Below are 23,051 nucleotides of genomic sequence, written 5' to 3' on the forward strand. Positions count from 1 at the left end.
CCCGGCCACCTGAGTGTCACCGAGCGTTCATCCCGAGGACCATCGGTGCCGCCGGTGAGACTCCCGGCAATCCCGTCTCCGCACGCAGGGGCGTCCCCGCGACGGCGACCGCTCCGCGTACCCTCCCGCCCGCCGCCTCCAGGGCGCGCCGCATCTCGAGCAGAGTGGCACCCGAGGTCACGACGTCGTCGACGAGCAGGATCGACGGCGATCCCTCGAGCGGCCGGCGCGCCCGGAAGGCTCCGTCGAGGTTGCCGCGGCGCTCCACCCGGCCGAGTCCGACCTGATCGCGTGAGTGGCGGGCCCGTCGGAGAGTGTGCGCCGGTCGTGCGCCTGCGGCCCTCAGGATCAGCGCGACCGGGTCGTAGCCGCGGCGGAGTCGGCGTCCGTAGGAACCCGGTGGGCCGACCAGCACGGCCGGCTCCCCGCCCAGTGCGAGCCGCAGCGCCGGCCGGAGGAGGACGGCGAGGGGTGCCGCTGCTCCGACCCGCCCCTCGTCCTTGAGCGCCAGCACGAGGCGCCGCACGACTCCGGCGTAGGCCGCACCGGTGACGACGTCGAGCGGGTGGTCCTCGGGGCCGAGCAGGCGCCTCCCGGGCAGCGCCGCCTCCGCCGCATCGACGCGGCACCCGTCGCACGGGCCCGCGCGGGCGGGGCTCCCGCAGGCGGGGCAGTCGGCGGGGAGGAGGACGGCGAGGGCGTCGAGGAGGGAGTCGCGGATCATGCGCAGAGCCTGCTTCGGACCGACGGCACGTGGCGCGCCAGTAGGCCGACTCCGTCGCGCGGCGTCCTGTGGAGGACCACCAGCAGCTCCAGCGCGGCACCTCCGGCTCGTCGAATCCGCTTCGGCTCGCAGGAATCGCCGATTCCCACGAGCCGAACGCGATCCTGCGAGCCGGAGGTCGGGTCGCCCGCCTGTCAGGACCCCATGCCGGTCTGCACCGCCAGCACCCGCACATCGGTGGCGATCGTCTGCCACGCCGATCCGCGCTGCTGGCGCAGCTCGCCGCCCTCGGCGAGGATGCGGATCTGCGTGGAGGCGTTGCCCGCCGCGATCTGCCGGGTGCCGGTGGTCGTGCCGAGCGAGGTGGCGCCGCCTCCGATCTGGTTCATCGTCACGCTGTCCTCCCCGGTCGAGGCGCGGACGACCGAGACGACGTCGAGCTCGTCGGTCCAGCTCGCCGCGATCGCCGTGCCGAGCGTCGAGCGGAGGACGACGGGCTCGCCGACGGCGAGGGGCTCCCCGCTCGCCGAGCGGGTGATGCCCGCCATCAGCACCGTCGCCTGCTGCCCGTCCTGCGCGAACGCGAGCATCCGGGTGCCGTCCCGCGAGACGGCGAAGGAGGCGATCGAGTCGATCTCGGACCAGGCCGTCGCCACCTGGTACGAGGTCGCGCCGTCGGGCGAGTAGGCGACGAGCTGGCCGGGCGAGGCGGTCGGCACCGACCAGACGAAGCCGAGAGGGTCGATGCTCGGGGCGGCGAGGCCCGAGCGGGCGTCGAGCAGCACATCGCTGCGTCCCGGGGTGACGAGGGTCACTCCTGCCTCCGTCAGGACGGCTGCGGCCGCATCGGAGTCGGCTCCCCGCTGCTCCCCCAGCACCACCGCGGTCGGGGACAGGGCGCGCACCTCGTCGGAGACGGCCGTCTCGGTGAGGCCCGAGGAGCCGAGGAAGCCGAAGGCGTCGTCGGTCAGCACGAGCGGCCTGGTGTCGACCCGCGGTGAGGTGGGGAGCCCGTTCGTCTCGCTGGTGACCTCGATCGGGTTCTGCTCGACCGAGAGCGTGACTCCGGTGACGTTCGAGACGTTGCCGAGACTCCGGCTCAGCTGCAGCGACATCAGCCGCCACTGCCGCTCGTCGGCCTCGAGCGCTGCCGAGTTCAGGTCGACCACGGCGCGCTGCGACTCCACCGGGACCGTCTCGGCGGCGAGCGCCGTCCCGGTCGGGAACGCCGAGACGGCCGCTCCGGAGTCGCTCAGCCAGGCGGTGGGCCCGCGCAGCAGCTCGGTGACGATCGTCGTGCTCGTCGAGCTGTCGGCCCGGGAGGCGAACCAGCGCAGATCCGGCACGAGGTAGCTGTAGCTCGGGTCGTAGAAGTAGAGCGCGTGCGTCGAGAAGACCTGCTCGAAGGTGGTCCTGTCGATCACGACTCCGCTGGGCGGGGCGCTGATCCGCCACTCGCCGTCCTCCTGGACGAAGCCGTAGTCGAGGTTGAGGGCGGCGGCCGTCGGCACCTCGGTGTAGACGCCGCTGCCGTCGACCTCGGCGACCGGCGTGATCGTGAGAGTCAGGGTCGAGGTCGTCGGCTGCACCTGCGAGCGCTGGCCCTCGTCGACCGTCACGTGCTCGCTCGGGGTCCAGTCTGCTCCGGTGGAGAGGAACTCGCGGGCGATCTTGTAATTGCCCTGAGGGCTGGAGGCCGCGTCGATGAAGCCGTTCAGGATGTCGCGCTGCGAGGCGCCGGCGGCTGGACCGGAGGGCAGGAAGTCGTACTCGAGGTCCTGGGGCGCCGAATCCGGCCGGCCGACGCCGACGTCACCGCTGCGGGGGATGCCCGCGCAGCCCGCCAGCGCGAGCACGAGGAGCAGGAGGGAGGCGAGAGTGCGGAATCGTGTCATGAGAGCGCTCCGTCGGGGGTCGGCAGCGGCGGCATCACGATCGGTCCGGTGAACGCCTGCTCGCCCGCGTCGATCGGCGGGAGGGGGATGGGCGACGAGTCGATCCGCTCGCCGCGCCGCCGCGGGATCGTCAGGCGGAAGCAGGCTCCGCGGTCGGGCATCGACCAGACCTGCAGCCAGCCGTCGTGCAGCGCCGTGTCCTCCTGCGCGATGGAGAGTCCGAGACCGGTGCCGCCCAGGGTCCGCCGCCGGGAGGGATCGGCCCGCCAGAACCGGTCGAAGACCCGGACGACCTCCTCCGAGCTCATGCCGTGGCCGTAGTCGCGCACTGCGAGGGCGACCGCGGTCGCGTTGCTGTCGACGGTGACCACGATCTCGCGACCGTCCCCGTGCTCGATGGCGTTGCCGAGGAGGTTGCGGACGATGCGGCGGATCCGCCGGGCGTCGAGGTCGGCGTCGAAGTAGCCGCCGGGCGCCGAGAGGGTGAGGGCGGAGCCGTTCGCGGCGGCGATCCCGCTCATGTCCGCGATCTCCTCGCTCGCGAGCCGCACCAGGTTCACGGGCTCGATCTCGAGCTCGGCCGATCCGGCGTCGTGGCGCGAGATCTCGAGGAGATCGGCGAGGAGGCTCTCGAAGCGGCCGATCTGGCCGTGCAGCAGCTCGACGGTGCGCTCGGCGACGGGGGGGAACGCCTCCCGCTGGTCGAAGAGGACGTCGCCTGCGAGCTTCATCGTGGTCAGCGGGGTGCGCAGCTCGTGCGAGACGTCCGACACGAAGCGCTGCTGCACCCGGCTGAGGGTCGCGAGCTCGCTGATCTGATCCTGGAGGCTGTCGGCCATGCCGTTGAAGGACCGGGCGAGAGTGGCGATGACGTCCTGCCCCTTCTCGGGGATGCGGACGTCGAAGTCGCCCGCCGCGAGCCGCTGACTGGTCTGGGCGGCGACCCGCACCGGCGCGACGACGAGGCGCACGACGACCCAGCTGACGGCTCCGATCAGCAGGACGAGCAGGATGCCGGCGATGTTGAGCACCTGCTGGACGAACTGGAGCGTCCGCTCGGCGTCGGCGAGCGAGTAGCCGATGTACAGCTCGTAGCGCCCGGCCGAGCTCGGCAGCTCGAGGGTCGACCCGACCAGGATGCCGGGCTGCTGCTCACCCGCCGCGTCGAGCGTGACCGACTGCCAGTACTGCCCGTCGACGCCGTCCTGCACCCTCTGGCGCAGGTCGTCGCTGATCACGCCGTTCTGCAGCTCCCGGTTGTAGATGTCCTGCGGAGCGAGGGAGGACGCCTCCTGATCGGGCGAGCGGACGATGGCGATCAGGGCCGATGACGAGGCGTCGCGGACCGCGGTGCGCACCGAGCTCATCACCTCCTCCATGTCCTGGCGGGTGGAGACGGTGGCGGCGTCGAGGTAGCCCTGCGCGGCACGGGTGGCGCGGGACGTGTCTCCGGTCACCTGGCTGAGCCGCGATTGGAACAGGTTGTCGCTGATGCTGTACGAGAGGTAGGCGCCCGTCGATCCGATGGCGATCCCGCTCAGCAGGACGGTGATCGCGACCGCGCGGAACTGCAGCGAGCTCCGCCAGGCACCGAGGATCCTGCGTGGCCAGCGGCGGATCGCCGGGATCCGGAACCGACGGGCGGGGGTCACGGTCAGGCCGGGAGCACCGCGCCGGCGCGGTAGCCGACGCCGCGGACGGTCATCACGATCCGCGGGTCGTCCGGGTCCTTCTCGACCTTGGCGCGGAGGCGCTGCACGTGCACGTTCACCAGTCGCGTGTCCGCCTTGTAGTGGTAGCCCCAGACCTGCTCGAGCAGCATCTCCCGGGTGAACACCTGCTGGGGCTTCGACGCGAGCGCGAGGAGGAGGTCGAACTCGAGCGGCGTCAGCCCGATGCGGGCCTCGCCACGGCGGACCTCGTGCCCCGCGACGTCGAGGCTCAGGTCGCCGACCTGCAGCACCGCGTTGGCGGCGACCTGGGCGGGCCGGAGCCGCGTCTTGATGCGCGCGACGAGCTCCTTGGGGTCGAACGGCTTGACCATGTAGTCGTCGGCACCCGATTCGAGCCCCTGCACGACGTCGGAGGTGTCGGACTTCGCGGTGAGCATGATGATCGGCACGCCCGACTCGGCGCGCACGTCTCGGCACACCTCGATGCCGTCCTTGCCCGGGAGCATCAGGTCGAGCAGGACCAGATCGGGCCGGGAGCGGCGGAACGCGTCGAGGGCACCGGAGCCGTCGGCGCAGAAGAAGACGTCGTACTCCTCTGCCCGCAGCACGATGCCGATCATCTCGGCGAGGGCCGCGTCGTCGTCGACCACCAGAATGCGCGCGCTCATGAGCCTGTTCTTCCTCGTCTCGGGCCGCGCTCACCCCCCTGGGCGTCCGCGGTTACCGGCTCAGGCTAACCGACGGGGCCGAGAGGGCGCCGGGCGCGCGGCGGCAGGGTTGCGCGGGCCTGTGACAGCATGGGAACGATGACCGATGCAGCTCAGTGGCCGCCGCCCTCCGGGCCCTTCGACGCCCCTGACCGCGACGTCGCCGCGCCCGCGCCGCCGGCTCCGCCCGTCGCCTGGTCGCCGGTCGCTCCGGGGCAGCAGTGGGCTCCCGGGTCCGGCCCGGCGCCCGGGTGGACTCCGCCGCCCAAGCCCGGCCTCGTCCCGCTCCGCCCCCTCGGCTTCGGCACCCTCCTCGGGGCGCCGTTCCAGGTGCTGCGGCGGAGCCCCCGCACCACCCTCGGCGTCGCCCTGCTCGTTCAGGGTGTCGGCTCGGTCCTCGCGCTCGCCCTCTACGGCGTCGTGGCCGTGCTCGCCGTCGGGCGCGTGGAGCAGGCGGACGCGGCCGATCAGGACGCGGTCGGAGCGGGCGCCCTCGCCATCGTGATCCTCGCCGCGCTGATCCCGCTCGCCGTCGCGCTCGCCACCGGCGCCCTCGTCCAGGGTGTCGTCGTGCTGGAGGTGTCGCGCGGAGTCCTCGGGGAGCGGCCGACCCTCCGCCAGCTGCTCGGGCGCCTCCGCGGAAGGTTCTGGGCGCTGATCGTCTGGACCGTGCTGCAGGGCGTCGGCACCGCGCTCCTGGTCCTGGCCGCGCTCGCCCTCGCCGTTCCTCTCTTCCTGCTCGGCGCCCAGAACGGCGGCGCCGGCACGATCGTCGGAGGCGTCCTCGTCCTGGTCTTCGCGGGCCTCGCCGCGGCGGCGCTCGGCGTGTGGATCGGGACGAAGCTCGCGCTGGTGCCGAGCATCCTGGTGGTCGAGCGCCTGTCGATCCGGCGCTCGATCGCCCGCTCGTGGAGTCTCGTCGTCGGCGGCTTCTGGCGGACCTTCGGCGCTCTGGCCCTCATGCTCGTGATCGTCCAGCTCGCCAGCCAGGTGATCGCCACTCCGTTCAGCCTGCTCGTGCCGATCGGCGGCGCACTGATCGCCCCCACCGACCCGAACGCGCAGATCGTCTCGTCCCTGATCGTCGCCGTGCTCTCGGTCGCCCTCGGTCTCGTCATCGGTGCCGTCGGAACGGTGCTGCAGTCGGCCGTGACAGGCCTCGTCTACCTCGACCGGCGGATGCGGCGCGAGGGGTTCGACCTCGTGCTCCTGCGTCATGTCGAGGACCGGGCCGCGGGCCGGTCGACCGTCGATCCGTTCCCGGCCCCGGAGCGGGCGCCCCGGTGATCCTCGCGGCCGCACCACTCGATCCCGACGCCCAGGAGGCTCGACGCCTCCTCCTCGAGGAGCTCGCCGACCCGCGCTACCGGGCGGCGGAGCCCACCTGGTTCGACCGCACGGTGCAGGCGATCCGCGACTGGTTCGCCTCCCTCTCGGTGCCGACGGACGGGGCCGGCGTGCCGATCGCGGCGGTCATCGGAGTCGCGGTGCTGCTCGCCCTGGTCGTCGCCGCTCTGCTCATCGCGGGGGCGCCGAAGCGCCGCCGCCGGAGTGCCGTGACCGGCGCGGTGCTCGCCGACGACGACGGCCGCTCGGCCGACAGCATCCGCGCCCTCGCCGAGGCTGCCGCAGCGCGGGGCGACTTCGACGAGGCCCTGGTCGAGCGCTTCCGCGCGCTGGTCCGCGCCCTCGACGAGCGGACGCTGGTCAGCCACTCGCCCGGCACCACCGCCCACGGATTCGCCCGCCGCGCCTCGGCTGCCTTCCCCCGATCCGCCGACGCGCTCCGACGCAGCGCGGACGACTTCGACAGCGTCCGCTACCTGGGCCGGCACTGCGGGGCGGCCGAGTACGACCGCCTCCGCGACCTCGATCGCGCTCTCGCGGCCGCGACTCCGGATCTCGGCCCCGCCCTCGACCCGCTCGCGTCGCTCGGCTCGCGGCGATGACGTCGACCGCCTCCGTCACGAGCCCGACCCTCGGCGCGCTGCTGCGACGCGGGCGCGTCTGGGCGCTGCTGCTCGCCCTCGTGGCCGTGGGCACGCTGCTGCTCACCGTCGCGACCGGCGCACCGACCCCCGCTCCCGATCTCGACCTCGACAGCGCCGCTCCCGATGGTGCGCGCGCCGTCGCGCAGGTGCTGCGCGAGCAGGGCGTCGAGGTCGTGCGCGCCGACGATCTCGACACCGCGCTCGACGCGGTCGGCGAGGACACGACACTGCTGATCGACGACCCGAGCTCGGTCCTCGACGAGTCGCAGTACGCGGGGCTCGGCGGCGCGGCCGGCGCCCTCGTGCTCGTGCAGCCGACCGGAGCCGCGCTCGATGCGCTCCTGCCGCAGGCGGCGTTCGCCGGCGCACCGCTGGAGGACGGCAGCCTCGCCGCACGCTGCTCACTGCCCGCCGCCGAGCGAGCCGAGAGCATCCCGTCGGGAGAGGGCACGACCTACCGCATCCTCGACGGCGATGCGGTCGGCTGCTTCCCGACGGGCGACGACGCGTACGCGCTCGTCACGGGCGCGGGCCCCGGAGGCGAGCCGGTCACGGCGATCGGCGACGCCGACCTCCTCCGCAACGGCACGATCGATGAAGAAGGGCGCGCCGCACTGGCCCTCGGGCTGCTCGGCGGCGAGGACCGCCTGGTCTGGTATCGAGCCGGGCTCGAGGACCTGGCCGGCTCGAGCGCCGTCGACCCGGCCGACCTCGCGCCGGGCTGGGTGACTCCGGCCCTCGTCCTGCTGGTGTGCGTCTTCGTCGCCTCGGCCGTCTGGCGTGGGCGCCGATTCGGCCCGCTGGCCGTCGAGCCGCTGCCCGTCGTGGTCCACGCGAGCGAGACGGCCCGCGGCCGCGCCCGTCTCTACGCGCGCGGCGACACCCGTCTCCGGGCGCTCGATGCTCTGCGCATCGGGACTCTGCAGCGCGCGGGCGCCTCCCTCGGGCTCTCGCCGTCGGCCGGCGTCGACGAGATCGTGTCGGTCGCCTCCGAGCTGCTCGGCCGCGATCAGGCAGCGCTGCGCCGCCTGCTCGTCGACGACCTGCCCGGCGACGACGCGTCGCTCGTCGCGGCGTCCGACGAGCTCCTCCGCTTCGAGAGCGCTGTGCGCACCGCCCTCGTCCCCTCGACCACGCACCCCGACCGACGACCGGAAGGCCCCCACCGATGAGCGACACCTCCCTCCCGCCGATCGGCGACGACGATCTGCGCCGCGAGCTCGACCGTGTGCGCACCGAGGTCGGTCGCGCCGTCGTCGGGCAGGACGGCGCGGTCTCGGGCCTGCTGATCGCGCTGCTCGCCGGTGGCCACGTGCTGCTCGAGGGCGTTCCCGGAGTCGCGAAGACGCTGCTCGTGCGCGCGCTGTCGGTCTCGCTCGGGCTCGACACCCGCCGCGTGCAGTTCACCCCGGACCTGATGCCCGGCGACATCACGGGCTCGCTGGTCTACGACGCCTCGACCTCTGGCTTCGCGTTCCGCGAGGGCCCGGTCTTCACGAACCTGCTCCTCGCCGACGAGATCAACCGCACGCCCCCGAAGACCCAGGCGGCGCTGCTCGAGGCGATGGAGGAGCGCCAGGTGAGCGTCGACGGGCGGACGCTCCCCCTGCCGGACCCGTTCCTGGTCGCGGCGACCCAGAACCCCGTCGAGTACGAGGGCACGTACTCGCTGCCCGAGGCGCAGCTCGACCGCTTCCTGCTCAAGCTGGTGCTGGAGGTGCCGCCGCGCGACGTCGAGGTCGAGGTGCTGGCACGCCACGCCGCGGGCTTCGATCCGCGCGACCTCGCGGCCGCGGGCGTGCACCCCGTGCTCGACGCCTCCCGGCTGCGCGCAGCTCAGGACGCGGTGCGCCGGGTCGGGGCGGGCCCCGACGTGCTCGGCTACATCGTCGACGTCGCCCGGGCGACGCGGCAGAGCCCGAGCGTCAAGCTCGGCGCGAGCCCCCGCGGGTCGACCGCGCTGCTCGCCGCCTCGCGCGCGTGGGCCTGGCTCAACGGCTACAGCTCGATCACCCCCGATCACGTGCAGGCGATGGTGCTCCCCGTCCTGCGGCACCGCATCCAGCTCCAGCCGGAGGCCGAGCTCGAGGGCGTGCGCACGGAGGCGGTCCTCGGCGGCATCCTCCAGCAGGTCCGCGTCCCGGTCTGAGCCGTGCATCTCACCGGGCGCTCCGTCCTCGTCCTCCTCGTCGGCCTCGTGCCGGTCGTCCTCCTCGGAGGACGCGCCGAGACCGCGTTCGGTGTGCTCGGGCTCTGGCTGCTGCTCTGGCTCGTGCTCGTCGGGGTGGACCTGGTGGTCGCGGGATCGCCCCGCGCCGTCGTCGTCGAGCGCCGGGTCCCCGACCGCGTGCGTCTCGGCGAGCAGACGGAGGCGGTGCTGCTGATCACGAACACGGGGCGGAGGCGGATCCGCGGTGCCGTGCGCGACGCCTGGGAGCCGTCGGCGGGCGCCGCAGCGACCCGCTCGGCGCTGCGCCTCCCACCCGGTGAGAGGCGCGCCGTCACGACGGTGCTCGTCCCCCGGCGTCGCGGCGAGCGGCGGGCCCTGCACGTCACCGTACGGTCGGACGGGCCGCTCGGCCTGGCCGGCCGCCAGGCGACCCGGGAGGCTCCCGCCGCGATCCGCGTCCTCCCCCCGTTCCGCTCGAGGCGGCATCTGCCGTCCCGGCTGGCGCGCCTGCGCGAGCTCGAGGGCCGCACGAGCGTGATGATCCGCGGCCAGGGAACCGAGTTCGACAGTCTCCGCGAGTACGTCCGCGGTGACGACGTCCGCTCGCTCGACTGGCGGGCGACCGCGCGGCGCCGCGAGCCCGTGGTGCGCACCTGGCGGCCCGAGCGCGATCGCAGGGTGATCCTCGTCCTGGACACCGGCCGCACCAGCGCCGCGCGGATCGACGACGAGCCCCGGCTCGACACCGCGATCGAGGCGTCCCTCCTGCTCGCCGCTCTGGCCGCCTCGGCCGGCGACCGCGTCGATGTGCTCGCGTTCGACCGGACGCGGCGTGCCCGCGTGCACGGGGCGACCGGCACGGAGGTGCTCGGCCGCGTCGTCGACGCCCTCGCCCCCGTCCAGCCGCAGCTGCTCGAGACCGACTGGTCGGCCGTGCCCGCCCAGGTGCGCGCGCTCGCCGCGCAGCGCTCGCTCGTCGTGCTGCTGACGGCCCTCGACTCCGTCGGCTCGGCCGAGGGCATGCTCGGCGTGCTCCCCCAGCTCACCCGCCAGCACACCGTCGTCGTCGCCTGCGCGCTCGACCCCGAGCTGGCCGAGATGGCCGCCGACCGGAGCGATCGGAGCGCCGTGTACACGGCCGCCGCGGCGCAGCGCTCGCTCAGCGACTCCGACCGCCTCGCCGCGGCCGTGCGCCGGCTCGGCGGTGACGTCGTCCTCGGGTCTCCCGAGCGGCTCCCGCCCCTCCTCGCCGACCGCTACATCGCGCTGAAGGCGGCCGGGAGGCTCTGAGGCGTCGCTCAGGTCGACTCGCCTCGACCCCGCCCCGATCAGCTCTCGGCGATGCTCCGCGAGCCCGCGCCGAAGCGGTCGAGGTCGCCCGTCTCGCCCGCGCGCACCGCCCTGCCGCCGACGACGATCATGTAGAAGAGGAACGCCCCGAGCGCCAGCGCGCCGATGCCGATCTTGAGCCACCAGGGCCACGGCGCCGGAGTCACGAAGCCCTCGATCACTCCCGACACCAGCAGTACGAAGACCAGGCCGATCGCGACGGTGAAGAGGCTGCGGGCGTCCTCCGCGAGAGCCTGACCGCGCGTGCGAGGACCGGGCGCGATCCACGCCCAGAAGATGCGCAGCCCCGCCGCCGCCGCGACGAAGACGGCCGTCAGCTCGAGCTGGCCGTGCGGGGCGATGTAGAGGAAGAACGTGTCGCCCTCGCCCACGTGGAACATCACCGCGATCGACGTGCCGAGGTTCTGCGCGTTCTGCAGCAGGATGTACGGCACGTACACGCCGACGATGCCGAATGCGACGCACTGGGCCGCGATCCACGCGTTGTTCGTCCAGACCTGGCCCGCGAACGAGGCGGCAGGATTCTCGGAGTAGTAGTCGATGAAGTCGTTCTGAGCGAAACGGCGCAGCTCCGCGTCGTCGCCGAGGGAGGCGAGCAGGCGGGCGTCGCCGAGGATCCAGACCGCGTAGAGCGTGGCGACCAGGGCCGTCGCCAGGGCGACCGCGAGGGTCAGCCAGCGGAGGCGGTGCAGCGCCGCCGGCAGCGACAGCACGACGAAGCGCGAGACCGCCGCGAGGGGCTCGTCCCCGGTGCCGGTGAGCCGCCCGCGCGCCCGTGACAGCGAGACGGCGAGACGGGTTCCGATCGCGGTGGAGCCGGCGGTCGACGTGATCGCGGCGAGGTCGGCGGAGGCGGACTGGTACCGCTCGACGAGTTCGTCCGCCTCGCCGCCGCTCAGCCGGCGCTTGCGCGAGAGCTCGTCCAGGCGCGTCCACTGCGCGCTGCGCGCGGCCGAGAGAGCATCGATGTCCATCTGTTGAGATGATAGCCGCGACTGTTCCGCGGCAGCGGGTCGATCGGAGGTGTGCGATGGACGACGGGTTCGACGATCCCGGACTGATCACGGGCGAGGCGATCGCCCTCGACGTCCCGGTCACCTCGTTCGTGCTCCGAGCCTCCGGAGCGATCATCGACCTGATCGCCGAGCTGGTGCTGGCCTTCGGACTCTTCTACCTGGTCGCCTCGCTCGCCGGCGAGGGCGGCCTCGACGACGCGGCGCTCGCGGCCGTCGGGATCGCGGCGCTCGTCGTCTCGGTGGTGGTGGTCCCGGTGGTCGTCGAGACGGCCACCCGCGGACGCTCGCTCGGCAAGCTCGCCGTCGGGGCGAGGATCGTCCGCGACGACGGCGGCGCGATCGGCTTCCGGCACGCGCTCGTGCGCGGTCTGACCGCCGTGCTCGAGATCCTGATGACGGCCGGCGGTCTCGCCGCTGTCGTCGGGTTGCTCTCGCGGCAGTCGCGGCGGCTGGGCGACATCCTCGCCGGAACCCGCAGTCAGCTCGAGCGCGTCCCCCGGGTCGAGCCGCTCGAGGTCCAGGTCCCCGCCCCGCTGCTGGGCTGGGCTGCGACCGCCGACGTGGCGCGCCTCCCCGACGCTCTGGCACGTCGCCTCGCTCAGTACCTGCGCCAGCGCGGGCGGATGACGGAGCCGTCGCGGTCGCAGCTCGCCGCGTCGCTCGCCCAGGAGGCGTCGGCGTTCGTCTCCCCGCTGCCGAGCGCCCCCGCCGAGGACTTCCTGCTGTCGGTGGCCGCTCTGCGCAGGGCGCGCGAAGGGCGGGCGCTCGGCCTGGCCGATCAGCGCCTCCGTCGGCTCGCACCGGTACTCGCGGAGGCGCCGCGCGGCTTCCCCGAGCGCGAACCCGTGCGGCTCCGGGATCAGCCCGCGGTCGGAGGCGACGGCTCGCTGTAGCGGATCGTCTCCCAGCCCCTCGGCACGAGCAGCCGCCGGTCGTGCTCGGAGCAGAGGTCGTAGCCGTGCGGATCGGGAACCGGGCTGAGAGGACCCACCGCCACGAGCGAGTCGCGGTAGTCGTAGGTGATCGTCACGACCGCCGGACCGCTGCAGCCGATCCGCGAGCACACCCGCTCGTGGATCTCATCCTGCCCGGTCATCGCGCTCAGAGTAGCAAGCGCCGCAGAGGCGCCGGCGCCCGGGCGCATAGGCTTGGCGCATGCCCCGCGCTCGTCGTTCCACCGCTCGTCAGGCGACCACCGTCCGCAGCGGATCCCGGGACAGGCACGGGCGGGGCATCCGCGGGCCGGTCACCGGGCCGCACCTGCCGCCGCTGCAGACGCGCTCCGACTTCTTCGAGATGACGATCGGCTCGTCCATCGACTATCTCCGGGGACTCTGGCCGGAGGAGCTCGCCGGCCTCCACGTCGACATCGCCACGACGCCCGACGTCGATCCGGCGCGACTGCACGGCACGGGGATCGCCCGCTGGCGCGTCGACCACGCCGCCCGGCGCATCACGCTCTACCGCGTCCCCATCGAGCGTCTCGCCAAGCTGCACCACCGCGACGACTGGCACCAGCGGATGCTCATCGAGAGCTACGTCTTCCGCGCCGTCGCCGAACTGCTCGGCCGCGACCCGTGGGACATCTCCCCGGACCGCTTCCGCCACCACTGACGCAGGCGGTCCGACCTCTTCCGGATCGCGAGAACGCATCCGGCTCGCAGGAATCAGTGATCCCGTCGAGTGCGAGCGGATCTCGGATCCGAGGGACTCGATCGAGACGAACAGCCCGTCAGTGCGAGTACACCGTCACCGGTGACGAGAGCGGCCCCGGAGGCACGACCGGGTACGACGCGATGCGGCCGTCGGAGGCGATCGACACCGAGGCCTGCACCGGCTGGTCGCTCGAGACCACGGCCGAGTCGGTGCCCAGCTCGGTCGACGCCGCGGAGTAGGGGCCGATCTCGAGCGTGCGCGATCCCGCCGGCGAGTCGATGACGACCGAGGCCGAGGAGTCGCTCGCGTTCGCGAGGTGCAGTCGCGCGCCGGCCTCGCCGGTGCTGGCGACGCCGAAGGGCGTCGACGTCGCGGTCCCGGAGGCGAACCAGGCGAAATCGGTGCCGGCAGGGCCCGTCGACGTGGTGCGTCCGGCGGCCACGATCGGCTGGTCGGAGCTGAGGGTCACCCGGTACGAGCCGTCGGCGAGCCCCGTGAGGGGCACCTCGCCGACACGACCGGCCGCCACGACGACCTGCGTCGAGGCGCCGAGTCCGCTCGGGTCCTCGTTGGCGACCTCGACCGACACTGTGCTGTCGGCGTCACCGGGAGCGAGGATGCGCAGGACCGGGACGCCCTCTCCCCCGCTGCCGTCGTCGCTCGCCGTCTCGGCGGGCGCGGAGGCGACGGTGAAGCCGGCGATGACCGCGACGGTCGCGGGGCTCGCGGAGGGTGCGGAGATCTCGACCCCCTCGGGCGTCAGGCCCGAGATCGCGCTGCTCTGGAGGCTCGCCGCGACTTCGCCACCACGGGCCGTCACATGGACGACCGGCTGGACCACGTCCGGCGCGAGGCCGGCGAGGGGAAGCGCGCGAACGGATCCGGCGGGTACGACGATTCCGGTCGCTCCCGTGGCGGAGACCGGCCCCTGCTCGCCGTAGAGAGCGAGGTCGACGGTCGCGGCGACCTCGCTGGCGTTCGCGAGCACGAGGACGGAGGTGCGCCCGACATCGGTCGACCCGGCGACGAGCCAGCTGTCGGCCGTCGGCTCGGCGCAGCCGTGTGCCGAGAGGCCGGAGACGGACTCGTTCGCGATCGACTGAGTGGTGACTCCGCCCGGGGTGGGGTCGGAGTCGGCGGGCACGCTGAGGCCGTCGATGCCGGAGCCGGGGGCGGCGACGTCCGCCTCCGTCAGCGCTCGCGAGTCGGACACGGAGTCGGCCGGCCAGACAGCGGTCGCCGAACCCGCGAAGGCGAGGAGCTCCTCCGGCTCACCGGCGTCGATGAGATCGCCTCCGCAGACGAGGGCGCCGTCGGCGGCCACGGGGCTGACCACGACGCCCTCGGCGGCGCGGCTCACCTCGGGCAGGGGGAGGACCTGGGGCAGGACGACGGCGGCCGCCGCCATCGCGAGACCCGCGACTCCGGCTGCGGCCCGCAGGGCGGACCTGCGGCGGCGGGCCGCCGAGGGCGCCCTGCGCGCCGGGGTCGTCGTCGTGGCGGCCCGCCTGCGGCGCTCGGCTCGCTCGGGGCGCGCCGGGGCCGCGGTCTTCGCCGGCGTCTCCTGGTCGGTCGGATCAGACATCGTCGTTCCCGTCGTCGAACTGGCCGGTCGCCTCGCCCGGCTCGTCGTCGATCCCCGCCACCGCGCCGCCCGAGCGCGCGCGCTCGAGGGAGAGGCCCGTGGGCACCGCGAGCAGGAAGGCGACGAGGAAGACGAGCAGCACGGCGATCGTGTAGGCGATGCCGAACGGACCGACCACTCCGCTCGGAGCGGCATCGGCCCGGACGCCGTCGTCGTCGACCGCGCTCCACAGGAGACCGTAGCGGGTGTCGCCGACGGCCGAGAACGCGGCGTTGCCGTCGAGCGAGACGGCGGCGCGCGAGCGCACAGCGGTGGCCTCCGCGCCGGCCTGGGACTCGCTCGGCACCGTCAGCACCACGAAGCGCACGCCGAGCTCGTCGAGAGCGGAGGCGACGTCGAAGCCGGTGCGCGAGACGAGGTTTCCGGCGAGCTCGTCGATCGCGTCCGTGCTCTCGGCACCCGTCGCCGCGAGGGTCGACTGCTGGTCGAGTGTCGCGCCGGCACCGCGCTCGAGGCGTGCCAGGACTCCGCCGTCGGCCTGCGGGACGAGCACGATCGTGCCGACGCGGGGGTCGTTCTGCGCCTCCGCCGCGACGTAGGCCGGCAGCGAACGGTCCGAGGTGGTCGAGATCGAGCTGTGGCCGGTGGGGAATGCGACCGCGAGCGGTGCGACGGCGACGATCGTGGCGGCCGTGACGACGAGAGCGGGCACGAGCCGGAACGACGGCAGCGCCGCGACCGAGAGCGAGAAGCCGATGACCAGGCCGAGCCAGTAGAGGCTGAGGCCGGTGCCGCTCCAGACCGCGACCGTCTCCGATCCGCTGGTCGCGACCTGCAGGCCCTGCGCGAGCGTCGCGGTGACGAGGCCGAGTGCGGCGACACCGACGCCGCCGAGCGCCGAGAGGTTGTTGGGGAGCAGCAGGGAGGCGAGGGCGGCGACGATCAGGGGCAGGATCAGGACCGCGGTCGCGATCGGGGCGGCCGACTCCGAGATGTTCAGGTTCTCGAGGACGTCGAGCCAGCTCTGCGAGAACTGCGAGGGGAAGCCGGCGACGAGTGTGAACAGGTCGACACGCGCCGAGGCGAGCGGGACTCCCGGATCGGCGAGGATCGCGAACCAGTCGCCCCGGCCGCCCTGGGCGACCGCGATCGGGAACAGCAGGGCGAGACTCGGGATCGGCAGCCCGGCGAAGCGGCCGATGCGACGGCCCGCGGTCGCGAGCACGACGATCCACACGGCCAGCAGCGGCAGGGAGAGGACCGGCGCGCAGGCCACGACGACCGCGGCCAGGATCGACGCGGTGGCGGAGGCGCTCCACGAGCGGTAGGCGCCGAAGCCGGCGAAGAAGAGCCACGGCAGCAGCACGTGCACCAGCATCGCGGCGGGGCGGCCGTCGGACTGAGCGGCGAAGAAGGCGGGCGCGAGGATCCAGACCAGCGACCCCGCGGCACGGGCGAGCGGCCTGGGCGTGATCCTCGCGATCATCAGCCAGGCCCCCATGGCGGCGAGCGGGAGAGCCGTGAGATAGAGCAGGACCATCGAGAAGCTCGGGGCCCAGAAGGTCAGAGAGCCGAGGACGGCGAGGACGGCCGCGAACGGATCCGCCGCGCCGATGAAGCCCGAGCCGAGGTCGCGCCACCCGTAGGCGGCGTTCTGCCAGAGCTGCCCGACCGTCGGCGAGAGGGTGAGGAGCCCGCCTCCGCTGATCGCGGACGCGGCGATCAGCGGCGTGTAGAGGATGAGGCCGACCAGGGCGGCGACGAGCACGACCCACACTCCCCCGCTCTGGAAGAACTGGAGCGGGTGGCGCTCGCGGGTGGCCTGCACGCGGACGGCGTCGTGCCTGACCGAGCGGAGCTGGCGGACCACGTCGAGCGGGATCCGGAGCGGAGCGATCGCCTTCCAGCCCACGTTCTTCGAGGAGCGGAGGATGCGGCGCGCGCGGAAGACCTTGGTGGCACCGAACGCGACGACGAAGGCGGCGAGCAGCTCGCCTCCGACGAGACCGGGCTGCTTGCGCAGGAGGCGCACGGCGGCGCGCCCGACGGCGAGTGGCACCAGCGACAGCCAGTGCAGCACGAGCAGCGCGACCGGCGCGTACGCGAGCCGGCGGTGCAGCTGCGCGGCGCGGTGCTGGCGCGCGCGCCGGCGCTCACCGCTGTCGATGCGGCGGCCGTCGGGACGCTGCAGGCCGATGCGGGCCGTCGTCACCCGGGCGTCGGGCACCCGGCTGACGCGGTGACCCGCGAGGCGGGTGCGGATCGAGAAGTCGAGGGCGTCGTCGACCACGGGCAGGCCGGGGTCGAAGCCGCCGAGCTCCTCCCAGAGGGAGTGGCGGACGAGCATGCCGCCCGCTGCGACCGCGAGGACATCCGGGGTGGCGTCGTGCTGTCCCTGGTCGAGCTCGTCCTCGACGAGGTGGACGGTCGTGCCGTAGTTCGTGATCGACTCGCCGTAGCTGCGGATGTAGCCGGAGCGCGTCCAGTCCATGACCTTGGGGCCGGCCACCGCGACCGAGGGCGCGACCTCGACGGCGCCGAGAAGCGCCGCGAGCGCGCCCGGCTCGGGGGCCGAGTCCTGCGCGAGCAGCCACAGCCACTCGTCCTCCCCGGCCGGAGGCTGCATCACCCGCACCGCACGCCCGACGGCCTGGCCGAAGGGCAGGTTCTCGGCGACCTGGACGAGCTGGGTCGGTCCCCAGCCGGAGAGCAGCTCGCCGGTCGTGTCCCTCGAGCCGCCGTCGACGAACACGGTCGCATCGGGCTGGCGGGTCTGCGCCCGCAGCGCCGCGAGGGTTCGTTCGAGGTACGCCGCGCCGTTGCGCGCGACGAGGACGGCGGTGACTCGTGGATACATCGCGGACCACCCTAGGTGATGGCGACCGGGGGGCCGCCTGCGGCTCGCCGCCCTCCCCTCACGCGCTCACGAGCGCAAGAAGGAGCAGGCGAAGCACACGCGATGCCTGGGTATCGCGTGGCCCGCCGGGAGGGCGAAGAGGCAGGGGCGGAGGGGAAGGGCTACGCCCGGCGTCGGAGCTTGCGGCGCTCGCGCTCGGAGAGGCCGCCCCAGATGCCGAAGCGCTCGTCGTTCTCGAGGGCGTACTCCAGGCACTGCGAGCGCACCTCGCAGGAGGTGCAGATCTTCTTGGCGTCGCGGGTCGAGCCGCCCTTCTCGGGGAAGAACGCCTCGGGGTCCGTCTGAGCGCAGAGCGAGTCGACCTGCCACGAGAGGGCCCCTCCGGGGGCCTCGGTCTCGGTGTCGACCCCAGGACGGACGCCGGGGACGCCGAGCCGGACGGGATCGACGAACCAGTCCTCGGGCACTCCCGCACGGCCGGGGACGCCGGTGCGACGGCCCGGGTCGGAGGGCTCGTGTGCCTCGGAGCGACTGTCGGGAAGTGCCATGTCGTCTCCTACCCCGCCTGCGTCCGATGAACGGCGAACCGCTCCTCATCGGAACCATCGCCAGGGGTAATTACACCGGTGTCATTCGCTGAGGTCAAGTCGCGGACCCTAAACCCTCAACCCTCCGTGGAGGGTTCACGACACACCGGCGTGTCGCGACCGTGTCCGATCTCGCGGAGGGCGTCAGGCCGTGGCGCCGCTCCGGGCCTGCCACGCGCTCTCGACCATCTCCGCGAGCGAGTGGCGCATCTCCCAGCCCAGATCGCGCGCCGCGGTCTCGCCCGAGGCGACGATGCGGGGCGGGTCGCCCGGCCGGCGCGGGGCCACCTCCGGAGTGAAGTCGATCCCGGTGCTGTCGGCGATCGCGCGCATGATCTCGCCGACGGAGGCGCCGGTCCCGCTGCCGAGGTTGTAGACCGGATCGATCGGCTCGCCGGCGGAGAGCCGGCGCGCCGCGGCGACGTGCGCCAGGGCGAGGTCGGCCACGTGGATGTAGTCGCGCACGCAGGTGCCGTCGGGAGTGGGGTAGTCGTCGCCGTTGATGCGCGGCGTGCGGCCCGCGAGCAGCGCCTCGAAGACGAGCGGGAACAGGTTGTGCGGGCTCGTGTCGTACACGTCGGGGTAGCCCGATCCGACGACGTTGAAGTAGCGGAGGGACGAGTGGCGCACGCCGTGCGCCCGGCCGGCGTCGGCCAGCAGCCACTCGCCGATCAGCTTCGTCTCGCCGTAGGGCGACTCGGGGCTCTTCGGTGTGCCCTCGGTGACGAGCTCGACGTCGACCGCGCCGTACACGGCCGCGCTCGAGGAGAAGACGATGGAGGAGACTCCGGCGCGCTGCATCGCCGCCAGCACCCGCATGGTCGCGGTCACGTTCTGCTCGTAGGTGTGCAGGGGTCGCTGCACCGAGACTCCGGCGTACTTGAAGCCGGCGACGTGCACGACGCCCTCGATCGAGTGCTCCGCGAAGACCCGGTCGAGCAGCGCCTCGTCGAGGATCGATCCGCGATGGAACGGCACGCCCTCGGGCACGAACGACTCGTGCCCCGACGAGAGGTCGTCGATCACGACGGGGTCGATGCCCTGCTCCGAGAAGGCGCGCACCACGTGCGCTCCGATGTACCCGGCTCCCCCGGTGACCAGCCATGCCATGCGCTTCTCCCTCGCTGTCCGGCGCCCGCGACGCGCGCCGGGTGCCACCCTATCGGCGCGTGGAGAACGCCCCGTTTGGCAGGAAGTCGTCACAGCGGGCTATCCTGCCGCCATGCTCCGGTCCGTCGCCCTCATCGCCCTGCCCGACCTCGCGCCGTTCGAGTTCGGCGTGGTCTGCGAGGTGTTCGGCATCGACCGGAGCGCGAGCGGCGGCCCGTCCTTCGACTTCACGATCGTGACGGCCGACCCCGGCCCCGTGCGCACGAGTCTCGGCTTCGACATGGTGATCTCCGAGGGCCTCGAGGCCGCTGAGCACGCCGACCTCATCGCCGTCCCGGCGCACACGAGGGGCTCGGTCGACGAGCGTGTGCTCGAGCTGCTGCGGCGCGCCCACGCCCGCGGAGCGTGGATCCTCAGCGTCTGCAGCGGTGCCTTCACCCTGGCGCAGGCCGGCCTCCTCGACGGCCGGCGCGCCACGACGCACTGGATGCACGCCGACGAGCTCGCGCGGCGCTTCCCCACGGTCCGGGTCGACCCCGACGTGCTCTTCGTCCAGGAGGGCCGCATCGTCACGAGCGCCGGCACCGCCGCCGGCATCGACGCGTCGCTGCACATCGTCCGCGAGGAGCTCGGCGCTGCGGTGGCCAACGTGGTCGCGCGCCGGATGGTCGTCCCTCCCCAGCGGCACGGCGGCCAGGCGCAGTACATCCGCACGCCGATCGCCGAGGTGCGCGCCGACTCCTTCGCGGGGGTCACCGAGTGGATGCTCGAGAACCTCGACCAGGACCTCACCATCGAGGTCCTCGCCCGCCGCGCTCTGATGTCGCCGCGCACGTTCGCCCGCCGCTTCCGCGCCGACCTCGGCACCACTCCGCTCGCCTGGCTGAACCGGCAGCGCCTGCTGCGCGCCCAGCAGCTGCTGGAGGAGAGCGACCTGCCCCTCGAGACGATCGCGGGGCGCGTCGGCTTCGGCACGGGCGCCGTCATGCGCCACCACTTCGTGCGGGTGCTGCAGACGACCCCCGCGGCCTACCGCCGCACGTTCGCCTGCGCGGAGGCGTCCTGAGCGGGGTCGGGCGCCGGGTCAGACGGTGGCGATGAAGAGAGTGCCGCTGCCGGTGACGGCGAGTGCCCGCTCCGACGGCGTGACGTAGACGCTCTCGCCCCGCTCGACGCGGGCCTCCCCGCCGGACCCGCGCAGCGTGAACCCGCCGGCGGTCGCGATCGCGATGGCCGGGCCGGTCAGCGGGACCTGCACGGCCTCCTCCGACACCGGTTCGACGACCGCGAGCACGAAGTCGGGGACGTCGGGCCGGTAGACGCGCAGACCCTCGACCGGCTCCTCCGGCCGCAGGTACGGCACCGGGAGCGGCGAGAAGTCGAGCACCTCGACCAGCTCGGGCACGTCGATGTGCTTGGGCGTCAGCCCGCCGCGCAGCACGTTGTCGGAGGCGGCCATCAGCTCGACCCCCGTCCCGAGCAGGTAGGCGTGGATGTTGCCGGCCGGCAGGTACAGCACCTCGCCCCGCGCGAGGCGCACGCGGTTCAGGAGGAGCGAGAGCGCGATCCCCGGGTCGCCCGGGTAGCTCTCGGCGAGGTCGCGCACGGTGGCGGTCTCGAGCCGGTCGTCGCCCGCCGAAGCGGCGACCACCGCGGCGACGAGTGCCGCCACCTCTGTCCTGTCGCCGTCCTCGAGCAGCCAGGTGACGGCTCCGCGGAGCGCCTCGCCCGGTTCGCCCTCGAGCGTCGCAGCGAAGGCCGTGATCGCCTCGGCATCGACCCCGGAGGCGCGCCCCGCGAGGTCCGCCAGGAGCGCTCGCGTGCCACCGGGCTCGCGGAAGCCGCAGAGCGCGTCGAAGCTCTCGCTGAGCGCGTAGATGAGCTCGGGCTTGTGGAACGGGTCCTTGTAGTTCCGGTTCGCGGCGTCGCGCGGGATGCCGGCCTCGTCCTCCTCGACGAAGCGGCGTCGCGCCCTCTCGGACGAGGGGTGCGCCTGCAGCGAGAGCGGGCCGCCGGCCGCGAGGATCTTGAGGAGGAACGGCAGACGGGGCGCGCCCGAGACAGGGTCGACCGAGCCCTCCACTCCGGCGAGCGCCTCCTCCGGATCGTGCGCGAGGTACTCCGCGAGGGTCGAGGCGCCGACGGAGGAGGGATCGAGGATGCGCGACGGCGAGCCGGGGTGCGCACCCAGCCACAGCTCCGCCTCGGGCGAGCCGGACGCCGGGGTGCCGAGCGCCTCCGAGATGCCGGTGAGCGAGCCCCAGGCGTAGTCGCGGGGAGTGTTGCCGATCGGGATGAACACGGGGCGGCCGCCTTCCGTCGAGGAGTGGGGTCGGAGCCGCGCGTTCCGGGGCCGCTCCGCCCCGACGGTAGCAGGATCTACAAGGGCGGCAGCCGTTGGCGGCGACCGCCTTGGCGCTCTCCGCCAGCGCGCGCGGCGGGTGCGGTCCGCCTTCGTACGCTGGGCGGAAGCCGCATCGTCGCCGCTCTCGCGGTCCCGGTCGATGCGCCACGAGAGCAACGGAGCGATGGAGCATGGACAGCACGACCTTCGAGATCCTGGCAGCCGACTTCTACGGCTTCGAGGGACGGCTCACGAGCGACGAGAAGCAGCTCCTCGTCGGAGTCCGCGCCTTCCTCGAGGCCGAGGTGCGTCCGATCGCCGACGACTACTGGGAGCGCGCGGAGTTCCCGCGACACCTCATCCCGGGGATCCACTCCTCCGGCGTCATCGGGCTCTCGTGGCCGGAGACCCGGGCGGTCGAGAACTCAGCGGTGTTCCGCGGCTGGGTCGCGCTCGAGCTGGGCCGGGTGGATGCGGGCATCGCGACCTACGTCGGCGTGCAGAACGGACTCGTGATGGGCACCGTCGGTGTCGCCGGCTCCCCGCAGCAGCGCGCAGAGTGGCTCCCGAAGCTCGCCTCCGGCGAGGTGATCGGCGCGTTCGGGCTCACCGAGCCGCAGTCGGGCTCCGACTCGGCTCAGGGCCTGCGCACCACAGCCCGCCGCGAGGGCGACACCTGGATCCTCGACGGCGCCAAGCGCTGGATCGGCAATGCCACCTTCAGCGACGTGACCGTGATCTGGGCGAAGGACGTCGCCGACGGCCAGGTGAAGGGCTTCCTCGTCCCGACCTCGACGCCCGGGTACCGCGCGACCGCGATCCTCCGCAAGCAGAGCCTGCGCACCGTGCAGAACGCCGACATCGTGCTCGAGGGCGTCGCGGTTCCGGAGTCGCTGCGGCTGCAGAACGCGAACTCCTTCCGCGACACCGCGAAGGTGCTGCGGCTGACGCGCGCCGAGGTCGCGTGGCAGGCGATCGGAGTCGCGATCGGCGCCTACGACGCGGCCCTGCGCTATGCACGCGAGCGGGTCCAGTTCGGCAAGCCGCTGGTCGAGCACCAGCTCGTGCAGGATCTGCTGGTGAAGAGCATCGGCAACATCACGGCGAGCATCGCCCTCGCGACGCGCGTCTCCGAGATGCTCGACGACGACGAGCAGCGCGACGAGCACTCCGCCCTCGCCAAGGCGTACACGACCAGCCGGATGCGAGAGACCGTCGCGTGGTGCCGCGAGGTGATGGGCGGCAACGGCATCGTCCTCGACTACGGCGTCGCCCGCTTCTTCGCCGATGCGGAGGCGCTCTACTCGTACGAGGGCACCCGGGAGATGAACACCCTCATCGTCGGTCGCGCCATCACCGGCAGCGCGGCGTTCGTCTGAGCCGGTC

General features: G+C 73.4%; 20 protein-coding genes. 9 read left to right on the forward strand and 11 right to left on the reverse strand.

Going from position 1 to position 23,051, the window contains the following annotated elements; genetic code table 11:
- Nucleotides 1–16: 16 nt before the first annotated feature.
- The 4 genes from ASG06_RS18720 to mtrA all read right to left on the reverse strand — a co-directional run bounded on the left by ASG06_RS18720 (nt 17) and on the right by mtrA (nt 4,960).
- Nucleotides 17–724 (reverse strand): ComF family protein, encoded by a 708-nt coding sequence (locus ASG06_RS18720; protein ID WP_056045206.1) that lies wholly within the window; start codon nt 722–724, stop codon nt 17–19.
- A gap of 194 nt (nt 725–918) precedes the next feature.
- Nucleotides 919–2,619 carry a GerMN domain-containing protein gene (locus ASG06_RS18725; RefSeq protein WP_056045209.1) on the reverse strand — a complete coding sequence of 567 codons (1,701 nt, stop codon included), beginning with the start codon at nt 2,617–2,619 and terminating at the stop codon, nt 919–921.
- Nucleotides 2,616–4,271: an MtrAB system histidine kinase MtrB gene (gene mtrB, locus ASG06_RS18730; RefSeq protein WP_231727842.1), complete on the reverse strand. Its 1,656-nt coding sequence runs from the start codon at nt 4,269–4,271 to the stop codon at nt 2,616–2,618. The genes ASG06_RS18725 and mtrB overlap by 4 nt, the downstream gene beginning before the upstream one ends.
- Nucleotides 4,272–4,273: 2 nt before the next feature.
- Complete coding sequence (gene mtrA, locus ASG06_RS18735) at nt 4,274–4,960, reverse strand: MtrAB system response regulator MtrA (protein ID WP_056045213.1); 687 nt, start codon at nt 4,958–4,960, stop codon at nt 4,274–4,276.
- Nucleotides 4,961–5,098: 138 nt separating this feature from the next.
- Between mtrA and ASG06_RS18740 the strand changes: the two genes are divergently transcribed.
- The 5 genes from ASG06_RS18740 to ASG06_RS18760 are packed head-to-tail and all read left to right on the forward strand — an operon-like array spanning nt 5,099 to nt 10,450.
- Entirely contained in the window at nt 5,099–6,286 is a 1,188-nt protein-coding gene (locus ASG06_RS18740) for a hypothetical protein (RefSeq protein WP_056045216.1), read from the forward strand.
- Nucleotides 6,283–6,948 carry a DUF4129 domain-containing protein gene (locus tag ASG06_RS20365; RefSeq protein ID WP_056045219.1) on the forward strand — a complete coding sequence of 222 codons (666 nt, stop codon included), beginning with the start codon at nt 6,283–6,285 and terminating at the stop codon, nt 6,946–6,948. The genes ASG06_RS18740 and ASG06_RS20365 overlap by 4 nt, the downstream gene beginning before the upstream one ends.
- A complete protein-coding gene (locus ASG06_RS20370) occupies nt 6,945–8,162 on the forward strand; it encodes a DUF4350 domain-containing protein (RefSeq protein ID WP_056045221.1) in 1,218 nt (405 codons plus the stop codon). Before ASG06_RS20365 ends, ASG06_RS20370 begins: the two co-directional genes overlap by 4 nt.
- Nucleotides 8,159–9,139: an AAA family ATPase gene (locus ASG06_RS18755; RefSeq protein ID WP_082499364.1), complete on the forward strand. Its 981-nt coding sequence runs from the start codon at nt 8,159–8,161 to the stop codon at nt 9,137–9,139. The genes ASG06_RS20370 and ASG06_RS18755 overlap by 4 nt, the downstream gene beginning before the upstream one ends.
- 3 nt (nt 9,140–9,142) lie before the next feature.
- Nucleotides 9,143–10,450, forward strand: coding sequence for a DUF58 domain-containing protein (locus ASG06_RS18760; protein ID WP_056045224.1), 1,308 nt, complete (start codon nt 9,143–9,145; stop codon nt 10,448–10,450).
- 38 nt (nt 10,451–10,488) lie between these two features.
- On the opposite strand, the gene ASG06_RS18765 is transcribed toward ASG06_RS18760, so the two are convergent.
- The gene (locus ASG06_RS18765; protein WP_056045227.1) at nt 10,489–11,484 is read right to left on the reverse strand and encodes a stage II sporulation protein M; all 996 of its coding nucleotides are present in this window, start codon (nt 11,482–11,484) and stop codon (nt 10,489–10,491) included.
- Between the two features lie 56 nt (nt 11,485–11,540).
- Between ASG06_RS18765 and ASG06_RS18770 the strand changes: the two genes are divergently transcribed.
- On the forward strand, nt 11,541–12,419 hold the full coding sequence (locus ASG06_RS18770; RefSeq protein ID WP_056045230.1) for an RDD family protein: 879 nt from the start codon (nt 11,541–11,543) through the stop codon (nt 12,417–12,419).
- On the opposite strand, the gene ASG06_RS18775 is transcribed toward ASG06_RS18770, so the two are convergent.
- Nucleotides 12,386–12,622, reverse strand: coding sequence for a DUF3499 family protein (locus ASG06_RS18775; protein WP_056045233.1), 237 nt, complete (start codon nt 12,620–12,622; stop codon nt 12,386–12,388). The two genes, ASG06_RS18770 and ASG06_RS18775, sit on opposite strands and share 34 nt — an antisense overlap.
- A 59-nt stretch (nt 12,623–12,681) precedes the next feature.
- Between ASG06_RS18775 and ASG06_RS18780 the strand changes: the two genes are divergently transcribed.
- A complete protein-coding gene (locus ASG06_RS18780; RefSeq protein ID WP_056045236.1) occupies nt 12,682–13,140 on the forward strand; it encodes a metallopeptidase family protein in 459 nt (152 codons plus the stop codon).
- A 118-nt stretch (nt 13,141–13,258) separates the two neighbouring features.
- Here the strand turns inward: ASG06_RS18780 and ASG06_RS18785 are convergent, their stop codons facing one another.
- From ASG06_RS18785 to galE, 4 genes are all read right to left on the reverse strand, one after another.
- Nucleotides 13,259–14,767, reverse strand: coding sequence for a DUF5719 family protein (locus tag ASG06_RS18785; RefSeq protein ID WP_056045238.1), 1,509 nt, complete (start codon nt 14,765–14,767; stop codon nt 13,259–13,261).
- Complete coding sequence (locus ASG06_RS18790) at nt 14,760–17,624, reverse strand: glycosyltransferase family 2 protein (protein WP_056045241.1); 2,865 nt, start codon at nt 17,622–17,624, stop codon at nt 14,760–14,762. Before ASG06_RS18790 ends, ASG06_RS18785 begins: the two co-directional genes overlap by 8 nt.
- A 161-nt stretch (nt 17,625–17,785) precedes the next feature.
- A complete protein-coding gene (locus ASG06_RS18795; protein ID WP_082499366.1) occupies nt 17,786–18,172 on the reverse strand; it encodes a WhiB family transcriptional regulator in 387 nt (128 codons plus the stop codon).
- 183 nt (nt 18,173–18,355) lie between these two features.
- Nucleotides 18,356–19,321 carry a UDP-glucose 4-epimerase GalE gene (gene galE, locus ASG06_RS18800; protein WP_056045244.1) on the reverse strand — a complete coding sequence of 322 codons (966 nt, stop codon included), beginning with the start codon at nt 19,319–19,321 and terminating at the stop codon, nt 18,356–18,358.
- A 112-nt stretch (nt 19,322–19,433) separates the two neighbouring features.
- On the opposite strand from galE, the gene ASG06_RS18805 reads away from it, so the two are divergent.
- A complete protein-coding gene (locus tag ASG06_RS18805) occupies nt 19,434–20,387 on the forward strand; it encodes a GlxA family transcriptional regulator (protein WP_056045247.1) in 954 nt (317 codons plus the stop codon).
- 18 nt (nt 20,388–20,405) lie between these two features.
- Here the strand turns inward: ASG06_RS18805 and manA are convergent, their stop codons facing one another.
- Nucleotides 20,406–21,623 carry a mannose-6-phosphate isomerase, class I gene (manA, locus tag ASG06_RS18810; protein WP_056045250.1) on the reverse strand — a complete coding sequence of 406 codons (1,218 nt, stop codon included), beginning with the start codon at nt 21,621–21,623 and terminating at the stop codon, nt 20,406–20,408.
- 233 nt (nt 21,624–21,856) lie between these two features.
- Between manA and ASG06_RS18815 the strand changes: the two genes are divergently transcribed.
- Nucleotides 21,857–23,044, forward strand: a complete 1,188-nt coding sequence (locus ASG06_RS18815; RefSeq protein ID WP_056045253.1) for an acyl-CoA dehydrogenase family protein — start codon at nt 21,857–21,859, stop codon at nt 23,042–23,044.
- Nucleotides 23,045–23,051: the final 7 nt, after the last annotated feature.

Source organism: Rathayibacter sp. Leaf185 (assembly GCF_001423885.1).
In the GTDB taxonomy this organism is placed as follows: Bacteria; Actinomycetota; Actinomycetes; order Actinomycetales; family Microbacteriaceae; genus Rathayibacter.